The sequence below is a fragment of the Odoribacter splanchnicus DSM 20712 genome (assembly GCF_000190535.1).
In the GTDB taxonomy this organism is placed as follows: domain Bacteria; phylum Bacteroidota; class Bacteroidia; order Bacteroidales; family Marinifilaceae; genus Odoribacter; species Odoribacter splanchnicus.
The window spans coordinates 1,766,324-1,783,449 of record NC_015160.1 but is presented as its reverse complement, the minus strand read 5'-3'; the positions used below and the strand labels follow the sequence as shown (position 1 = coordinate 1,783,449).

Sequence of the window (17,126 nt, the reverse complement as noted above, 5' to 3'; positions counted from 1 at the left end):
TAGTGCTTAGAGGGACGTTTAGGGGGACATTTAGAGGGACACGGGCGTACAAAAAAGAGGCTTTTGAAATGGGTTTAATGTGTAAAGTATCAATAGATACGCTACACTTTTTCTTTTCGTAGGCAAATCCAAAATCTGTATCTTCGTAGCCTGAAAGAAGCTATACGGAAAATACGGATGCGCCAAAAATGGCTTGAGCTATACGCCGAAACGGGTTCTGTGACAAAAACTGCCCTTCTGTGCGGGATTGCCCGTTCCACGTTATACCGTTGGATAAATCGCGGGAAAGAAGAAGGCAAGTCGGAATTGTCCGACAAGTCTAAACGTCCATCAAGACTTGCCAATATGAAGATAACACCTGAAATTGAAACCATTATCCTTAATCTGCGTGAGACGAGAATATGGGGAGCACAACGGATTGCCAACAATCTGCTTAGGAAGAAAATAAAGTTCTCAGCCATGACGGTGTGGCGTATGTAAAAAAGCATCAGGTCAAAGCTGTTGTGAAACGGCGTAAAAAGTCAGACTATATCCGATATAGTAAAGAAATTCCCGGGGAAAGGGTTCAGCTGGATGTAATGAAAGTACGAAACGGAGCATACCGGTTCACGGCCATAGATGATTGTACCCGTTTGAGAACCATTCGTGTATATCCCGATAAAAAAGCGGAAAGTACAATTCATTTTTTAGGAGAGATACTGAACACTTTTCCTTTTCCCGTTCAGCGGATACAAACTGATTGGGGAACAGAATTTTTCAATTATGACTTCCAATATGAACTGCATGACCATTTTATCAAATTCAGACCAATCAAACCAAGGACTCCGCATCTGAATGGCAAAGTTGAAAGGTCTCAGCAGACCGATAAGACAGAGTTTTGGAATCTTATAGATTTGTCGGACAAGACACTTGATTTGAATGTGATGGCTATGGAATGGCAGGAGTTCTACAATAAGAAACGACCACATTCCTCACTGAACGGCAAGACTCCGATGCAAAAACTCAAGTCTGTCAAGCACCTTGTTCCGATCCAGCCCGATGTGAGTGAAAAATTCTGGGAGTCAAACGAAGAAATTCTTCCACGTAATTACAAGTATCCTAAATTCATTAAACATCGAAATAAGAAAACTGTTATTCGATAAATCATGGAGAGTCAAAATATATCGCAGATTATTTTACGCTTTTAAACTCATCGGTCGGGGAACGGCCAGTGCCAAGGGGCGGGACCACCCATCCAAACAAGCGTAAAAATCCAGTAAGCTAATGTAGCGAATCTATTGTTATAGCACAGCTGAATATAAACAGATTGACTTGTTGCTATCTAAGACTTCCTACGTTTTCAAGTACAAGATAAGCATAACGCTTCTTTCTTTTCTAATATGTCTTGGACAGGAGTTGCCTCCAATCCAACGCAAAAATAATCAAAAGTTTCGGCAATACCTTGCTGCCGAGTGATTTTTTGTGCAAGAGAGTGCCAACTGTGCAAGGTTTATAATTTCTTGTCCTTATCTACCTCTTCCGGCATCGTCGGCGGTTTTGTAGGTTACAAAACCTATACTTGCTCCCCGAACACGTTCAAATATCGGCTATCGTGTACGAGTTACCGACATCCTGTCTCTGGCGCGTATTACACTCCCAATTCCTTTTTTAACCACACTTTCATCACCGGATCAGGAATGACAACTTGTCGTTTCTCTATCTCTATAAGTTCCTTTTTAACTAACGCCCTCTTTATGATACTTACATTTGCAGACGAGCCGAGTTTGTATTTTTGTAAAACCTCCTGTGTGGTAAATTCATTGTGAACCCCATCTAAAATAGCTCGCAGGAAATTCATCTGATAAGTAGTAAGGCTTTCGGTCTGCTTCTCGAACAATGGGGTATTCTGGTCGATTATATCCTGATATGCCGCCTCGAAATCCTGCTCCGTAGCAACTCCGTCCGTGTGTATCCATACCAACCACGCTAACTGTTGCACGTAAGACGAGTGGTTATCTACTATTTGGCATATTTTTTCGGCCAGTTCTATTGAAATCTGCTTGCCTGTAGCTTCAAAACGACCGCATATATAATCTACCCAATCCGAAGTCCCGATTTTAGGCAGATAAATGGCATCGCCGAATTTATAGAACGGCAGGCTCTTTTTCTCGAACAGTTCATTCATCAAATGCTTTTTGCTGCCGAACAGACAATATGATACCGATTTTTGCAGTTGCCACACAGTGCGCAAGCGTTTTTGGAATGTCTTGGAATCCTTGAACTCGGCAATCTGCTGAAACTCGTCGATACACACAACAATATTACAGCCTTTCTTCTGTGCTATTTTTTCCGGAAGTTGCAAGATCTCATCCACATCATTGCTCTTGGGATTCATTTCAAGTGAAATGGAGAAATCCGTTATCGGATCTGTGCCCATTGAGATTTTGGGACTGATACGAGAAAGGAACAACTTGGCATTTTCCAACCACTCATCCAACTTGGAAGATGTTTGTTTGAGTACAGCAGCCGCAAATGCATCATAGAAATCCTTATCACTGCGGCACGAGAAAATATCGAGATATACGACTTTCAACTTGTCGGATTGCGCCAAACGACACACTTTCTGCACCAACGAAGTCTTGCCCCAACGACGAGGTGAAATCAGTACGGTATTGACACCATGCCGAAAATTCAGTAACAGACGCTCCGTTTCTTTTTCCCGGTCGGTAAAATTATCGCCCGATGTGGCAACACCGAATATAAAAGGCTTGTTCTCCATAATCTTCAAATCTTATCCAAGTGCAAAGATATAAAATAATCTTATTACTAACAATCTTGTTACTAATAAAATTATTACAACTAATACACTTCTCCTGTTGATGGCATTGGAATTGTTTTGTAATGGTTAATTTTAGCATTACGGTGGCATTTTACCGGAATATCCTCGATGGTGAGGCCACTGGTAGGTGCCCGATGTTTGCCACAGCCCTTTTAATTCGGGCTTGCCCGTGTGCCACGAAATACCTTTCAGGGGAGCCTAATACCCCAATCGCCTTACGTCGTTGGGAGGGTTGCCATACAATCTGCAAGCAGCGGCGATGAGATGGTCCGCTATTGAGGTGATTATAAAGCGGCAAACGGATAGGCAAGGTGTTTTGCGCGTATCGGGGAATTTAGCCTATACCTGTTCGTGTCGAGTAGGTATCCGACAAGAGGGAGAAGAAAGAATTTGCCTTTTATTGTGTCGTCTGATCTAACAAGAACAAGATTATATCTCGCTTGTCTTTCATTGGTCTTTCAACGCTACCGTCCGAACAATGACATCCCAGTTTATGACGCAGTTTTGTCCACTTAACCGCGCCCAAATTTCTTTTCAGATGTTTGCACGAAACGGTTTACTTTAGTTTTCTTACCCTATATATGAATGATGTAGGTATGCTGAGTTCCCAGTTGTATCATTACAATATCCAGCCAATACTGAACGACATTGCCGGTATTAACCTCGGCTCTGTTTATGAAAGTGCTGTTGCCCAGGAACTGAAAGCACATTACGAAAAATTGTTCTACTACGGCAATAAGCAGAAAGGAGAGGTTGACTTTCCCTCGGCAATCGGTCGTTTAAGAGTAGCCGGACTTGGTGCATTAGTCAATGTTTCTCCGATTTCGGCTCTTGATGCCTCCGGATTATAGTGAAGGAACTGGAGGATTTCGATGTCTTGAGTCATGTCAAAAACTTCTATCGGCTCATGCAGAGCCGATTTTTGCCCTATTAAGCCGATTTCTGATGTGGAGGCAAAATATATGCGCAGAGAATCCTTTATTTACTAAATTTAACAGAACGACAATAAAAAGCAATGAAAAGATAATGGAATGCCTATAGTTGTTCCGGTAATTACTCCTAAACTTGTATGAAATAAACGATTGAGCCGGGAGCAGAAGACAAACTTGTTTGTTTTATGCTGAGGCGGGAGTGATTGTAAATTGAAAATCTAAAATAAAAGTAAAAGACATGAAAGTCTTTAGGATACAGGCTTCGGTAATGTCGAGCGTATTGGTCGTTTCCACACTGATGTTCATCGGGATGCTTGGGGTACTCTTTCTATGGGATAGTGAGCATTTGCTCGCAGCCCGTTATTTTTTCCGGGAACAACAAAGGGCACATTTGTCATCTGCTGTTGTAAAATATTGTCAGGACACTTCGTTCTGTATCGGTTTCAGACAGGATACTTCCCTGATGCTTTTTCCCGGACTGGCGACTTCGGAAGTCGGGTTTTACCGGAAACGCTGGGGATTGTATGAAATGTTGCTGTTGACGGCCGGTGATGAGAAAAAATGCTGTCTGATGGGAAAAGTGGATGAAGGCTACAGCCGGGCTGCCCTGTATCTTCCGGAACGGGGACGTACGCTTTCGATAGCGGGTAAAAGCCGGATAGAAGGGAAGTTGTATATCGGCGGGCAAGGGGTTGCTTATACACAGGTAAGATCGGAATTCTTCGACGGTACGCCTGTTGCACCTTCCGACATCTGCCGGAGCGGGGAGATGCTTCCGTCGCCGGCTCCTGAAATCACCGCTTATGTCGGGGAGTTGTTCCGATATGCTATTGAGGAATGGCCTGAGGCGGAAAACTTCGGACAGGCCACCTTTGCCGGTCCGGTAGAATATCGTCGGATCGGACAGGAGATTAAAGCAATGGGATTGACAGGTCCTTATGTGTTGTGTGCCGCTGATTCGCTGTATATCCGGGGCGATTGCCGGTTAAGGGGAGTCATCATTGTTGCGGGGAAAGTACGCATCGGAACCGGTTTTAAGGGGGCGGTGCAAGTTTTTGCCCGGGATGCCATTGGGCTTGAAGAACGGGTTGTTTTGCAGGCCGGATCGGGATTGTGGGTGAACGGTGGCACTCGCTGGCGTTCGGTTCGGTTGGGGGAAAATTGTCGGGTGGACGGGTATGTTGTGGTGAGGGGGAATACGGAACAGCCGCAATCTCCATACGCGCATTACCATCAACCGTCTTCTGCCGTAGTGAGGGGATTGGTGTATGTCGACGGAATTGCCGATGTGCGGGGAGTTGTCGAGGGAAGTCTGTATGCCGGAGAACTTTGTCATTTTGCTTCCGAAGGATATTATGCTGATTTGTTTTACAACGTATCGGTCTGCCGTTCTCCTGGCACGGTGTATCCGTTTCTGATAAAAGGACCGGTAGAAAGGAGGGAGGTAAAATGAGAACGGAAAAAATTGTCTGGAAGGCCTCTTCCTTGCCTGAATGTGTCGTAGCCTCTGTGATCCTGATGACGGTCTTCTTGTTGTCGGTAGAGATCCTTGCCCGGCTGGCAGGCAAAGTGAGGGAACAGGAATCCGTTGTGGCTTTGTCGGCTGCTTTGCAGGAGGGATTGTACGAACTGGATGACGGTGCTCATACCGAGGGGAATTATACTTTCATTTATGGGGAGATCCGGGTAGAAGCCTCGCTTACCCTGTACGATGCCCGTATACAGCAACTAGTACTGACGGCTTGGCCGGTGCAAGGGGGGAGTTGTATCGAACGTTACCATTTAATCCGGAAAGCAGATGGATACTGAATCTATGCCGGCATGGACATTACCGGAACTGTTGGTTGTTATGATTTTGTCCGGCCTTATTTTTTTAGCTTTGTCAGAGGCAACCGATCTCGTCGGTCGCTTTACCGGTTATCTTACAGAACGCTGGGTGCGTACGGAAGGGGAGTTGTCTGCCTGCCATCGGCTGGATGAACTGATAAGTCGTACCGATAGCATTGCCGTACAAGATGCCGGTTTGCAGCTTTATTGTCGGGATACTTCCTTGGCTGTTTTGCAGGTATCCGATAGCCTGTTATGCTGTGATTACCGGAATAGAAAAGATACCTTGTTGTGCTGCGTGGAAAAGATGATGCTGCGGGGAGATACCCTGATTTTACAACTCTGCCTCCCCCAGGGAAAAATCCGGTATCGTTGGAATATTCATAAAACCGTATGGCCATGAACAGGAATATTAAACCTTTGAAAGAATCGAAGAAAGAAATGTTGTTTTCCGGATTGCATGTCCTGTTGACAGCCGGGTTGGATTTCAGTCATTCTTTCCGCTTATTGATCGAGGAAGAAAAAGAGGAGAAAATCCGTTTGCTGTTGAAAGAAATTTACGCTTCGGTGGTTGACGGGGACACACTGAACGGAAGTTTTGCCCGAAGCAGGCAATTCGGTGCATTGGATTGTGGTGTGTTGCGTATCGGGGAAGAGACGGGGCGTATTGCCGAAGCGTTGGCTTTCCTAGCGGATTATTACCGCAAACGGATCGAACAGCGCCGGATGATTTCGGGGGCGGTAAGTTATCCGGTCATCATCTTGGTGACCGCCTTGGTGGTTTTGGTGTTTATGGTCACTGTTATTGTGCCGATGTTCGAGCAGGTATATGCCCGTATGGGAAGTGAACTGCCCTGGCTGACGCGCCGGATTATCATTTTTTCACGCTACCTGCCAAACCTGTTGTTGGGAATGGGAGGAATAGCCGCAGTTGCCGGTTGTTGTTGTTACCGCTGGCGTAAATGCGGTGCTGTACAGGCTTTTCTGGCTGTCGTAATACTGAAGTTGCCGTTTATCGGTTCGGTGGTCCGGCAGAATCAGCAAGCCCGGTTTTGTAAATTGCTCCGGTTGCTTTACGGTTCCGGTGTACCTTTGTTACATGCTTTGGAATTATTGCGGGACATCATTACCTTTTATCCTTACCGTCAGTCTTTCGGTGTGATTGGGGAGGTACTCCGCCGGGGCGGCTTGTTTGCTGCCGGCTTGGCTCGGTTTCCGCACATATACGACCGTAAACTTTGTGCTCTGCTCCGGGTGGGCGAAGAAACGAATCATTTGGGGGAGATGTTGGGACGTCAGGGAGATAGGCTTACCCAGGAACTCGAATACCGGCTAAAACAGTTAGGTGGTTTTCTGGAACCTGTGTTGATTTTGGGTGTAGGTGGATTGGTCGCCTTGGTGTTGATTGCTATGTATTTACCTATGTTTAAATTAGGGGGTACAATCGGATAATCCGGTTAAATTCCTGGGTGTGGAGATTTTACCCAAATCTGTTGAACGGATAGGGGAATTTTCCATATAATAAATGTAAATAGAATATAACTATTCTGTTTTGTGATTTTTAAGTAATTGATTAATAGCTATTTGTTTTACACTCCCTTTTGCTGCGAAATTTTCGGCATAAGTTTTTCATATTGTTTTACGAACGCGGTTAGAAATAAGAGTTCGACAACATAATTATTAACAATTAAATTTGAATGTTATGAAAAATTTAGTAAAAAGCGCATTTGTAGCATTGGTTGTATGTGTATTTGCTATTCCGGCATCTGCTGAAAGTCTGGTGATCGCTCCTGTAAATGTACAGGATACTGTGGTGAAAAAGGATACCGTGGTGAAAGAAGAAGCTCCGATGCTATTGGCTCAGGAAAAAGTGACTTATACGAAGATAGAGGTAGCTGAAGTACCTGAAAAAGTGGCTGCTGCAGTAACGGCAAAATACGAAGGTTATACGACCAAAGAGGCAGCAAAAGGTTCTGATAACAGTTATAAACTGATTATAGAAAAAGGAGATTCCACATTGACCGTTTATTTCAATGAGGCCGGTGAATTTCTGAAAGAAGAAGCTCCTCAAAAAGAAAGTACTACCTTGGTTTAGTCCTATCCGAATAGGCTCGATAAGCAAAGAATTGTCCTGAAAGTTCGAGGTAGAAACTTTCAGGACAATTTTTTATATGAAGAATCATTTTTTTACTTATGAAAACGTTTTAAATGTTTTTGGTGTATCTTTGTGCGCCTAAAAAAAATACTTATGGATTACGGGATTGTCATTGAAAAAATACACCAGGAATTGAAAGCCTATTGGGGAAAAGGAAAGGTGGCGGATTATATACCGGCTTTAGCGGAAGTAGAGCCGAAACGATATGGAATAGCTATCGAGACATTGGACGGACATTCTTTTCAGGTAGGAGATGCGGATATTCGTTTTTCTATTCAGAGTATCTCTAAAGTATTCGCATTAGCCATGGTAACCCGTCATTTGGGTGATCGTATCTGGAAGTTCGTCGGACGTGAGCCTTCGGGGAACCCTTTTAATTCGCTTGTACAGTTGGAATATGAACATGGTATTCCGCGTAATCCTTTTATCAATGCCGGGGCTCTGGTGGTCACCGATCGTCTGATGAGTCTTTATGAACAGCCTAAAGATGCTATTCTCCAATTTGTCAGAGGTATATGTGGCAATGACGATATCTACTATGATAAACACATTGCCCGCTCGGAACGTGAACATGCGGACCGGAACATGGCTTTGGGCTATCTGATGAAAAGCTTCGGCAATATGGAAAATGATGTGGAAGATGTGGTGGATGTATATTGTCATCAATGCGCCATTGCTATGAATTGCAAGGAGCTGACCAGAGCTTTTTTATTTTTAGCAAACCATGGAGTGAATCCTTTTAATCAGGAAAAAATTCTGACGGTCAGTCAATCCAAACGTCTGGGGGCCTTAATGTTGACTTGTGGTTTCTACGACGAATCGGGAGATTTTGCTTTTCGGGCAGGACTACCTGGGAAAAGTGGAGTCGGGGGAGGAGTGGCTGCCTATATTCCGGGTAATTTAGCCATTACGGTGTGGAGTCCCGAATTGAACCGGCATGGAAATTCACTTATCGGTATGGAAACTTTGGAGCGGTTTACGACGGATATTAATAATTCTATTTTTTAATACCGGGGGGCTTGACTGAAAGAAATACGAATCCCCAAAAGTTTTACAATAAACTTTTGGGGATAATATCATTAAATTATTCGTTGATAATTTCAACTTCGTCGACGATCAACTCGCTTCCTCCTGCTCCGCAGAACTTGTCTCCATCTTTACTCGAGGAGAAAATAACCGCAAAACGATATTTTTTGGCAGGATTATACTGCTGTTTGTAGTCCAGGGTTAAATCAAATTCCTTGAAACTATCTTGCTGGCCGGTGATCAGCTGAGCAATAGCGACTATTTTATCTGAATTGAAAATGGTTTCACCATTGAGGAATTCTGTGTAATTATCTACTTCGTATAAAACAGCACTCAAAGCGCCTTGGTCGGTTTTTTCCGGGTCTAATTCGGCTTTGTTGGAATTATTTTTCGGGTCTTTACAATAATAGTACTTTTCTCCGGGTTTGTATTTATAATATCCTTTAACCCTGATCGGTTTCTGAAAATAAGGAATACCGAATTGGGTACTATTCAACGTATTTTTGGTATCGACCTCAAAGTCACCTAAGAATAAAGAACCGGAAGTAATTACCGGAATAGGGGGAAAACCAAGTATACTTTCTTTACCTGTTGTATAGGCAGTCGAGATCTTGGCTGCTTTCCCGCTTTGGCCTTCTGTTACCGGGGCAACAATCGCTCCGCCATCGTATAATCCGGGGAATATCTTGATTAAAGATATCCCTTTATTTGAAGTGGCCCATTGGCCTTCCGGTTTATAAAAATCATTGCCTTCGGAAACCCAATTTTCAAACGTTGCTTTGGGAACGGATTGACCTATTTTAAATCTTGCCCGATATTGACGGGTTTTCTGATAATTTTCCGATACGACATTGAAATAGACAAATTCCGTATCGTCTCCTTGATCGATGGCTTTCGAAAAATCGACTACTTCTCCCGAAACAGGTTTCACGATAGCGCCTTTAGAGAGTTCGATAATAGGAGTCAATTGTAGTTTTGAAAGGTCGGCATCCGGTTTGACGTAAAATACGATTTCATATTTATAATTTTCGTATTTGATTTCCGGCTGGGACAAGACCATATCGTTATCGAAGATCATCTTCAGGATTTCCGGCTGATCGTTCATCGTTTGCCGGCCTTTGAAATTCAGGTCGACGGTCAGATCGGTATTTTGGAGTTTCAACTGGAACTGGATGGCTCCTCCTCCGATACTTCCGTTTCCATTGGCGGTCATTTCTCCTAACTTACTTAAAATAACCTTTTTATTGGTAATTTTAAAGTAGATATTATGATCTGCTGCTTTGCTGAAACTATTGGCTACAGGAATAGAATCGATTTCAATAGAACCGATCGTATTTTTGCCAATCTTGTAATTGATATTACTGGTTTTTAATTTGACATAATCTTTACCTTGTGGGAAAAAGTTAATGGTTTGATCGGAGGTATCTTGGGCAGATTCATAAGTTAAAAATAAGTCAGCATTGTATAGCCCTTCGATTTCTTTAGCCAGATTGACCTCTGGAGGAGTCGGGGTCGGAGTGTCGTTATCATCGTCGTCACTGCAAGCTGTGAAAAACCCCAACGAACAAATCAGGGTGAATAAAAATAATTTTTTCATACAATTTAATTTACTGTTTGTGTTTATTTCTTCAGATTAGGAAAATAAACGGTTAAAGTCTTCGATAAGTTGTTCCCGGCGCTGTCTTTAACAGTTAATATGAATTTATGAGGTCCCGGATTTTCGAATCCTCCTAATAACGGCATGAACTGAGAGACATCGAAAGTAGTTTCAGTACTGCCTTTTATTTTTTTATCTTTCGATAGCAAACCAAATCCGATCAAGGTTTGGGCTAGTTCCTCGGAAGCCGGATTGGCCAAATCGAATTCTTTCGGTAGGTTTACTGCATTTAGAACATCTTCTGTCAATACCGGCGATTCTATTTTAACGATCAGATTTTCGATTCCTTTCTCTGTTGCAATATTTACTATAACTTCTGCTGTATTGTCTTTGTTTGTTACATTGAAAGTCTGATCGATGTTGAATCCTCGCCCTTCGATTGTGACGGGGTCGTTGTCGTCATCGTCGCTACAAGCTACAAAATTCAGCGTTAAAAACGCCATTAAGAGAAATACTAAATTCTTTTTCATCATCTGTTTTTATTAATGTTATTTTCTGATAATTAGGGAAGAAGATAAACGGACGTTTAAATCGTCGTTTATTTTTCCCTTTTTTTACATGAGTATAGTTAATAGCAAAAATCGTGCAAAATTAATAAAATATGTGTGTTAAATAATAAAATTAATAAATTGCATGCATAAGTAAATGATATTCAAATCATATCAATTTCAGATATAGAATTACAGATTATCTGATTTTATCACTAGCTTTCGTATCCGTGTACCCAATTACTTTTTTCTTTCAGTTCATTTTTTACAAATTTAAACGTCCGTATTTATTGGTCGTTGGTTTCTGAATGTTAAAAAATGAAAAAATTAATTATGAAAAAACTGATTTTATTTTTGTTTGTAGCGTTACTTACGCAGGTTTTTACATCATGTAAAGACGATGATGTTTATCACATTACAGATACGGATTTGAATGGGGTCTACCTTGGTACAATGGATGTCGATGCGCCATTCGGAGGTGTTCAATTGGGAGCTGATGATATTAAACAAAAAATTTATATTACCAAAACAGGGGAAAATCTGGTAACTTTACAATTGAAGGATTTTACATTTAATAATATACCTATCGGTACGCTTGAAATTACCAATGTTGAAGTTGATAAGGTTCATGACGACTTCAAAATAGAAGGAACCGGAAAGTTGACATTGATTGTAGGTGGATGTGATATCGCTGTGAATGGTACGGTGAGTGCTGCCGGGAAATGTAATATTGTTATAGAAGTAAAGGTTACTTCTGAAGGACAGGGGGTAAATTTTGTCGGTTTGAATGTAACGGTTGATTTTACCGGGGATCGCCTGGCTGCTGATAAAAGTTCAGAGGCTTTAATTAAAGAATTTATCTTCAATAGTGATAGTATTTCAGATGTTATTATTGCTGACAAAACGATTGAGTTTTATGCTCTGGAGAATACAGTGAATTATAAGTTCAAACCTACAATCACAATTTCTGAAGGAGCTACAATAACACCTGCTGCGGATGTTGAACAGGATTTCTCTTCTCCTGTTATTTATACAGTTACCTCTGAAGACGGAATTGTGGTAAACAAATATACGGTTAGTGAGGCTGGAAAGGTAAAATATATGGATTTTGAAGTATGGAAGAAAGACAATACCTATGGATTTGAGAAACCGGAGGGTTCTTTTGCTTCGACGAACGAAGGAAGTGGTATCGTATACTCTATATTAGAGGGTTTGAAAAGTGTTGATGGTTTTCAGGATATAGTGATTCCCAGCTGGTGTGTTAGATCGTCAGAAGAAGGAAAAACAGGTAAAGCTGCTGTATTGGAGACGATAGATTTGACACCTTCAAAAGCAGACCTGCTCAGATATAAAGAAACTTTATCTTCTTCAGATGCTGTCTTTATAGATTATGTTTTAGGTATGTGTCCGAATATCACAGCAGGGAGTTTATTCCTTGGAAGTTTTGATTTAGCTAGCGCTATGGGAGATCCTTTGAAAGGAACTCAATTCGGTATTCCTTATGTAGGAGAACCGGTTAAATTTTCAGGATGGTATAAATATACTCCGGGTGCAAAATTCTATGATAAAGATGGAAATGTAGTGGAAGGACAGACTGATGAATTTGCAATTTATGCTTTATTGTATGAAGCAAAAGGAAAAGATGGTAAAGAGGTAACTTTGACTGGTACTGATATCAATACCTCTGAGTATATTGTTTTAAAAGCTGAAGTTACTGATAAAACGGCAAAGGAGGATTGGACTTATTTTGAAATACCGTTTGAAAAAATGAATGACAAAGAATACGACGCAGCTAATCAGTATAAACTGGCTTTGATTTGTACATCAAGTAAAGAAGGCGATCGATATAGAGGAGCTCCGGGTAGTATTTTGATGATCGACGATTTGAAAATTACAAGGTAACCCCCTTCTCTTTGTATATAACTTAGCCGGTTCTGTTGGTAGAATCGGCTATTTTAGTTATTAGCTTTGCAAAAATTTCACGTTGTAGGAATTAGCTCGATGATTTAAAACATTTTATTTTTTTCGGCGTATATATTTTTTTAATAATTAAATAGAAGACGATGAAAAAGAAACTCTGTTTTTTGATGATGGCTGTATTCTTTTTAGGGATGACAGCTTGTAGTGATGACGACGATGATAAGAAAGAAGCGGTGGCAGGAACCTATACGGGAACGATTACGGTGACGGATGAGGCAGGGACTCCGATCGGTGAACCACTGACCGGACAAAAGATTACCATTGTCGATGCAGGAAAAGATAGGATAAATCTCGAGCTGAAAGATTTTAAATTCGGCACGGTCCCTGTGGGGGATCTGGAGATAAAAAATGTTGCTGTGAACGATAAAGGAGAAGTGAACGGTAGCGCATCTCAGGTGCCGATTATGAATGGCGTTCTTCAGGCCGATATAACAGTGAGCGGGACGGTAAAAGATAAAAAAGCCAATTTGCTGATCGATGTGTCCGCACCTTTGACTCCCGGGACCGATCCGATTAAAATGAAAGTTACCTTTATCGGAGCCCGTTGACAGAGGAATTTTTCTCCAGGTTCGGGCATGAATTCGGAATGATCGGGAGGCTTGTCTGATACTGATTGGCGGAGCTGAAGTTCACCATTTATATTTTGTTTTCGGAACCGAAGTTGCGCCAATCAGCGTTCCTTTTCTCTTTAATTTTCCGGTTTATTGAAATTCTTCTTCCGGGTATAAGGACGTTTCCTTCCCGGGCGATTGTTTTTGAATTTTCCTCTCGGACGGCGCTCGAATGCCTGTGGGTTATAGACAGGGCCAGGACCTACAGTCGGTGGTAACGGAATTTTATAGATGTCTTTTTCTATAAATTCTTCGATTTTATGAAATTTACCCTGTTCCGGTTCGCAGACGAAAGTAATGGCTACACCATCTGCATTCGCCCGGGCTGTACGGCCGATGCGATGGATATAATCTTCCGGATCGTGGGGAACGTCGTAGTTGATGACCAGACCGATGTCGTCGATATCGATGCCCCGGGCAACAATATCGGTTGCGACTAAAATGTCGGTCTTCCCGTTTTTAAAGTCGAGCATTACCGCTTCCCGTTGTTCCTGTTCCAGATCGGAATGCATGGCTGCAACATTGAGTTTCATGCGCTTTAAAGAATAGGCCAGATCTTTTACCTTCTGCTTGGAAGAAGAGAAGATAATGGTTTTTTTACGGTTGGGTTTACTGAATAGCTCCTGGATGATAGCCATTTTCTGCGTCTCATAACAGATATAAGCCGATTGGATAATCGCTTCGTTCGGTTTGGAAATGGCGATATTGATCTCTGCCGGATCTTTCAGTATCTGTTTGGCTAACTGCCGGATTTTCGGTGGTAAAGTTGCTGAAAACAGAATTGTTTGACGTTTTGTCGGCATCTGTTTGACTATTTGCATGATATCGTCGAAAAAACCCATGTCCAGCATCCGGTCGGCTTCGTCCAGAATGAAGTAGCTGACCTGTGAAAGATCGATACCGCTATTGGCGATGTGTGATAATAAACGTCCCGGAGTGGCGATCACCACATCCGCTCCCATTAATAAACCCTTCTTTTGCTGGTCCCAGCCGGCTCCGTCTCCTCCGCCGTAGACTACGGTCGTCGAAATGGGGAGAAAATAAGAAAAACCTTCGAATTGCATGTCGATCTGTTGGGCCAATTCCCGGGTAGGTACCATGATGACTGCGCGGATATGATTGTCGGGGTTACCCTCTGCGACTAAACGGCTGAGTAGAGGTAAGGTGTAAGCTGCCGTTTTACCGGTTCCGGTCTGAGCGCATCCGATGATATCTTTCCCCTCTAATATGACCGGAATGGTCTGTTCTTGCACTGGAGTCATCTCCTGAAAGTTCATAGCTTCTATTCCCTGCAGTACGTTCTCGTCTAAATTTACTTCGTCAAATCTCATAATTTATATCACTCAAATTTCGCTTCAAAGATACGATTTTTATAAATAATTAATGGTTTAATCTCTGGGACTGTTTTAACATTCTGTGTCCAAGTTAATTCCAATACAAAGATAATGGAAGTTGGGCAACTAAGAAGGGACATTCCGTTTTTTTTGTGGCATTATTTTTGTTATTAGTTGTTAGTGATGAAAAAATAGTTTATTTTTGAAAGCGATGAAGTTTCTACTGATATATGGGGTATTGTTTCTTCTTTTGTGGACAAAGGGGTCGGCAATCGACAGGGAAGAAAGCTTGACAGACTATACTGTCGAAGAAGGGATTGTGAATGAGTCTGTCCTGGTAGAAGTTCCGTCTTCAGATTTAAAAACCAACTACATTCCGTATTTTCTGTATCTGAAGGTTTTGAATCCGGCTACTCAAATCGATTTATCGGCCGGGAGTGATCAAAGCTGGAATATTTTATCTTATAAAATTCTGCACGGTGTCCAGAAAATTCATGTGCCTATGCGTTTGCAGATGTGGTATGCCTCCGAATGGATGAGGATGTTATCTGTCTGGCACGACAAGAGTTTTCTTTTGTACTTTTTAGGGAAACTTATCATTTAGCATTCTCGTTAAAAGAGGAAAAACCTGGTTCTACACAAATCAGGGGAAGGTGAAGTATGTGTAGTTCGTTCTGAGAATCGGTGACAAAAAGGGATATGCACGCAAGTGGATAAACAGGGGAGGTAAGGCTGATTCGGAAATTGTTAAATAATTAATGAAAATCAATATTATGGCAGAGAAGTTTGGATATGTAACACAGGTGATCGGACCTGTTGTGGATGTCATTTTTGAAAATGGCGGAGAGGATTTGCCTCCTATTTATGAAGCCTTACGGATAGAACGGGATAATGGCGAAAAATTGATTATCGAGGTTGAACAGCATATCGGAGAAGATACTGTCCGTTGTGTTGCGATGGATACGACCGATGGGTTGCGCAGGGGCATGAAAGCCTGGGATTTGGGACGTACACTGACGATGCCGGTGGGAAAACAAATCAAGGGACGGTTATTGAATGTCACCGGAGATGCCATCGATAAATTGGGAAAACTGGATTATACCGGTACGTTGTCTATTCATCGGGAACCGCCGAGATTCGAAGATTTAACGACGACTCAGGAGCTTTTGCTGACCGGTATCAAAGTGATCGATTTATTGGCTCCCTATTCCAAAGGAGGAAAAATCGGTTTGTTCGGTGGGGCCGGAGTCGGGAAAACGGTGCTGATCATGGAATTGATCAATAACATTGCCAAAGGGCATAATGGATATTCCGTGTTTGCCGGAGTCGGTGAACGGACTCGTGAAGGAAACGATTTGCTGAGGGAAATGATCGAATCGGGAGTCGTGAAATACGGTGAACGTTTTCAGGAAGAGATGAATGAAGGGAAATGGGACGTGAAAAGCGTGGATATGGAACAGGTGAGTCAGTCACAAGCTACCCTGGTGTTCGGACAGATGAACGAGCCCCCCGGAGCACGTTTACGGGTGGCCTTGTCGGGACTGACAGTAGCCGAGTCTTTCCGGGATTCTAACGAAGGAGGAAAGGAAATCCTGTTTTTTATCGATAATATTTTCCGGTTTACTCAGGCGGGTTCGGAAGTGTCGGCCTTGTTGGGACGTATGCCTTCGGCTGTTGGATATCAGCCGACACTGGCTTCTGAGATGGGAAAGTTACAGGAGCGGATCGCTTCTACTAAATATGGTTCTATCACTTCGGTACAGGCTATTTATGTGCCTGCCGACGACTTGACGGATCCCGCACCGGCAACGACTTTCAATTTCCTGGATGCGACAACCGTACTGAGCCGGAAGATTACCGAGCTGGGTATTTATCCTGCAGTAGATCCGCTGGAATCTTCTTCCCGTATCCTCGATCCGAATATTGTCGGGGAGGAACATTATAATACGGCCCAGCAGGTCATCGAATTGCTGCAGCATTATCAGGAATTGCAGGATATTATTGCAATTCTCGGTGTGGATGAACTTTCGGATAGTGATAAATTGGTGGTAAACCGTGCCCGGCGTGCTCAGCGTTATCTTTCACAACCGTTTCATGTGGCAGAACAATTTACCGGATTGCAGGGAGTTATGGTCCCCCTCGAAGAAACGATCCGGGGTTTTAAAATGATTCTCAGCGGAGAAATGGACGAATATCCCGAGCAGGCCTTTATGAATGCCGGAACCATCGAAGACGTGATCGAAAAAGGAAAGAAGATGATGAAAGAGGCGGCAAAGTAAAAGGTAAAAAGCTAAAAGG

General features: G+C 42.5%; 15 protein-coding genes and 1 pseudogene. 12 read left to right on the top strand and 4 right to left on the bottom strand.

Features of this window, described 5'->3' with window-relative positions; all coding sequences use genetic code 11:
- The first annotated feature begins 150 nt into the window (after window positions 1–150).
- Window positions 151–1,142, top strand: a pseudogene (locus ODOSP_RS07515) (IS481 family transposase).
- 485 nt (window positions 1,143–1,627) lie between these two features.
- Here ODOSP_RS07515 and ODOSP_RS07510 read toward each other — a convergent pair.
- Complete coding sequence (locus ODOSP_RS07510; protein WP_013611753.1) at window positions 1,628–2,758, bottom strand: AAA family ATPase; 1,131 nt, start codon at window positions 2,756–2,758, stop codon at window positions 1,628–1,630.
- 641 nt (window positions 2,759–3,399) lie between these two features.
- Between ODOSP_RS07510 and ODOSP_RS07505 the strand changes: the two genes are divergently transcribed.
- The 7 genes from ODOSP_RS07505 to ODOSP_RS07475 all read left to right on the top strand — a co-directional run bounded on the left by ODOSP_RS07505 (window position 3,400) and on the right by ODOSP_RS07475 (window position 8,740).
- Window positions 3,400–3,669 carry a DUF4143 domain-containing protein gene (locus tag ODOSP_RS07505; protein WP_041556536.1) on the top strand — a complete coding sequence of 90 codons (270 nt, stop codon included), beginning with the start codon at window positions 3,400–3,402 and terminating at the stop codon, window positions 3,667–3,669.
- 319 nt (window positions 3,670–3,988) lie between these two features.
- Complete coding sequence (locus tag ODOSP_RS07500) at window positions 3,989–5,203, top strand: hypothetical protein (protein ID WP_013611752.1); 1,215 nt, start codon at window positions 3,989–3,991, stop codon at window positions 5,201–5,203.
- Window positions 5,200–5,559, top strand: a complete 360-nt coding sequence (locus ODOSP_RS07495) for a hypothetical protein (RefSeq protein WP_013611751.1) — start codon at window positions 5,200–5,202, stop codon at window positions 5,557–5,559. Before ODOSP_RS07500 ends, ODOSP_RS07495 begins: the two co-directional genes overlap by 4 nt.
- Window positions 5,549–5,980: a hypothetical protein gene (locus ODOSP_RS07490; RefSeq protein WP_013611750.1), complete on the top strand. Its 432-nt coding sequence runs from the start codon at window positions 5,549–5,551 to the stop codon at window positions 5,978–5,980. Before ODOSP_RS07495 ends, ODOSP_RS07490 begins: the two co-directional genes overlap by 11 nt.
- A complete protein-coding gene (locus tag ODOSP_RS07485) occupies window positions 5,977–7,029 on the top strand; it encodes a type II secretion system F family protein (RefSeq protein WP_013611749.1) in 1,053 nt (350 codons plus the stop codon). Before ODOSP_RS07490 ends, ODOSP_RS07485 begins: the two co-directional genes overlap by 4 nt.
- A gap of 250 nt (window positions 7,030–7,279) precedes the next feature.
- Window positions 7,280–7,672 carry a hypothetical protein gene (locus tag ODOSP_RS18740; protein ID WP_013611748.1) on the top strand — a complete coding sequence of 131 codons (393 nt, stop codon included), beginning with the start codon at window positions 7,280–7,282 and terminating at the stop codon, window positions 7,670–7,672.
- A gap of 153 nt (window positions 7,673–7,825) precedes the next feature.
- Window positions 7,826–8,740, top strand: a complete 915-nt coding sequence (locus ODOSP_RS07475; protein WP_013611747.1) for a glutaminase — start codon at window positions 7,826–7,828, stop codon at window positions 8,738–8,740.
- Window positions 8,741–8,816: 76 nt separating this feature from the next.
- Here ODOSP_RS07475 and ODOSP_RS07470 read toward each other — a convergent pair whose 3' ends face one another.
- The gene (locus ODOSP_RS07470) at window positions 8,817–10,355 is read right to left on the bottom strand and encodes a PCMD domain-containing protein (RefSeq protein WP_013611746.1); all 1,539 of its coding nucleotides are present in this window, start codon (window positions 10,353–10,355) and stop codon (window positions 8,817–8,819) included.
- A 23-nt stretch (window positions 10,356–10,378) separates the two neighbouring features.
- Window positions 10,379–10,888, bottom strand: a complete 510-nt coding sequence (locus ODOSP_RS07465) for a hypothetical protein (RefSeq protein WP_147379246.1) — start codon at window positions 10,886–10,888, stop codon at window positions 10,379–10,381.
- Window positions 10,889–11,221: 333 nt separating this feature from the next.
- Here ODOSP_RS07465 and ODOSP_RS07460 point away from each other — a divergent pair, with 333 nt between their 5' ends.
- Together ODOSP_RS07460 and ODOSP_RS07455 are read left to right on the top strand one after the other, a co-directional pair.
- Entirely contained in the window at window positions 11,222–12,805 is a 1,584-nt protein-coding gene (locus ODOSP_RS07460; protein WP_083813730.1) for a PCMD domain-containing protein, read from the top strand.
- 161 nt (window positions 12,806–12,966) lie between these two features.
- Window positions 12,967–13,431, top strand: coding sequence for a calycin-like domain-containing protein (locus tag ODOSP_RS07455; RefSeq protein WP_013611744.1), 465 nt, complete (start codon window positions 12,967–12,969; stop codon window positions 13,429–13,431).
- A 140-nt stretch (window positions 13,432–13,571) separates the two neighbouring features.
- Here the strand turns inward: ODOSP_RS07455 and ODOSP_RS07450 are convergent, their stop codons facing one another.
- Window positions 13,572–14,825: a DEAD/DEAH box helicase gene (locus ODOSP_RS07450; protein ID WP_013611743.1), complete on the bottom strand. Its 1,254-nt coding sequence runs from the start codon at window positions 14,823–14,825 to the stop codon at window positions 13,572–13,574.
- Window positions 14,826–15,030: 205 nt separating this feature from the next.
- On the opposite strand from ODOSP_RS07450, the gene ODOSP_RS07445 reads away from it, so the two are divergent.
- Both ODOSP_RS07445 and atpD read left to right on the top strand, forming a co-directional pair.
- On the top strand, window positions 15,031–15,432 hold the full coding sequence (locus tag ODOSP_RS07445; RefSeq protein WP_147347702.1) for a hypothetical protein: 402 nt from the start codon (window positions 15,031–15,033) through the stop codon (window positions 15,430–15,432).
- 169 nt (window positions 15,433–15,601) lie between these two features.
- Window positions 15,602–17,107, top strand: a complete 1,506-nt coding sequence (gene atpD / locus ODOSP_RS07440) for a F0F1 ATP synthase subunit beta (protein WP_041557256.1) — start codon at window positions 15,602–15,604, stop codon at window positions 17,105–17,107.
- The last annotated feature ends 19 nt before the right edge of the window (window positions 17,108–17,126 follow it).

What these genes read in the sequence shown, in the direction of transcription:
- ODOSP_RS07510 (WP_013611753.1), bottom strand. Translation starts at nt 2,758, where the DNA reads ATGGAGAACAAGCCTTTTATATTCGGTGTTGCCACATCGGGCGATAAT.
- ODOSP_RS07505 (WP_041556536.1), top strand. Translation starts at nt 3,400, where the DNA reads ATGAATGATGTAGGTATGCTGAGTTCCCAGTTGTATCATTACAATATC.
- ODOSP_RS07500 (WP_013611752.1), top strand. Translation starts at nt 3,989, where the DNA reads ATGAAAGTCTTTAGGATACAGGCTTCGGTAATGTCGAGCGTATTGGTC.
- ODOSP_RS07495 (WP_013611751.1), top strand. Translation starts at nt 5,200, where the DNA reads ATGAGAACGGAAAAAATTGTCTGGAAGGCCTCTTCCTTGCCTGAATGT.
- ODOSP_RS07490 (WP_013611750.1), top strand. Translation starts at nt 5,549, where the DNA reads ATGGATACTGAATCTATGCCGGCATGGACATTACCGGAACTGTTGGTT.
- ODOSP_RS07485 (WP_013611749.1), top strand. Translation starts at nt 5,977, where the DNA reads ATGAACAGGAATATTAAACCTTTGAAAGAATCGAAGAAAGAAATGTTG.
- ODOSP_RS18740 (WP_013611748.1), top strand. Translation starts at nt 7,280, where the DNA reads ATGAAAAATTTAGTAAAAAGCGCATTTGTAGCATTGGTTGTATGTGTA.
- ODOSP_RS07475 (WP_013611747.1), top strand. Translation starts at nt 7,826, where the DNA reads ATGGATTACGGGATTGTCATTGAAAAAATACACCAGGAATTGAAAGCC.
- ODOSP_RS07470 (WP_013611746.1), bottom strand. Translation starts at nt 10,355, where the DNA reads ATGAAAAAATTATTTTTATTCACCCTGATTTGTTCGTTGGGGTTTTTC.
- ODOSP_RS07465 (WP_147379246.1), bottom strand. Translation starts at nt 10,888, where the DNA reads ATGATGAAAAAGAATTTAGTATTTCTCTTAATGGCGTTTTTAACGCTG.
- ODOSP_RS07460 (WP_083813730.1), top strand. Translation starts at nt 11,222, where the DNA reads ATGAAAAAATTAATTATGAAAAAACTGATTTTATTTTTGTTTGTAGCG.
- ODOSP_RS07455 (WP_013611744.1), top strand. Translation starts at nt 12,967, where the DNA reads ATGAAAAAGAAACTCTGTTTTTTGATGATGGCTGTATTCTTTTTAGGG.
- ODOSP_RS07450 (WP_013611743.1), bottom strand. Translation starts at nt 14,825, where the DNA reads ATGAGATTTGACGAAGTAAATTTAGACGAGAACGTACTGCAGGGAATA.
- atpD (WP_041557256.1), top strand. Translation starts at nt 15,602, where the DNA reads ATGGCAGAGAAGTTTGGATATGTAACACAGGTGATCGGACCTGTTGTG.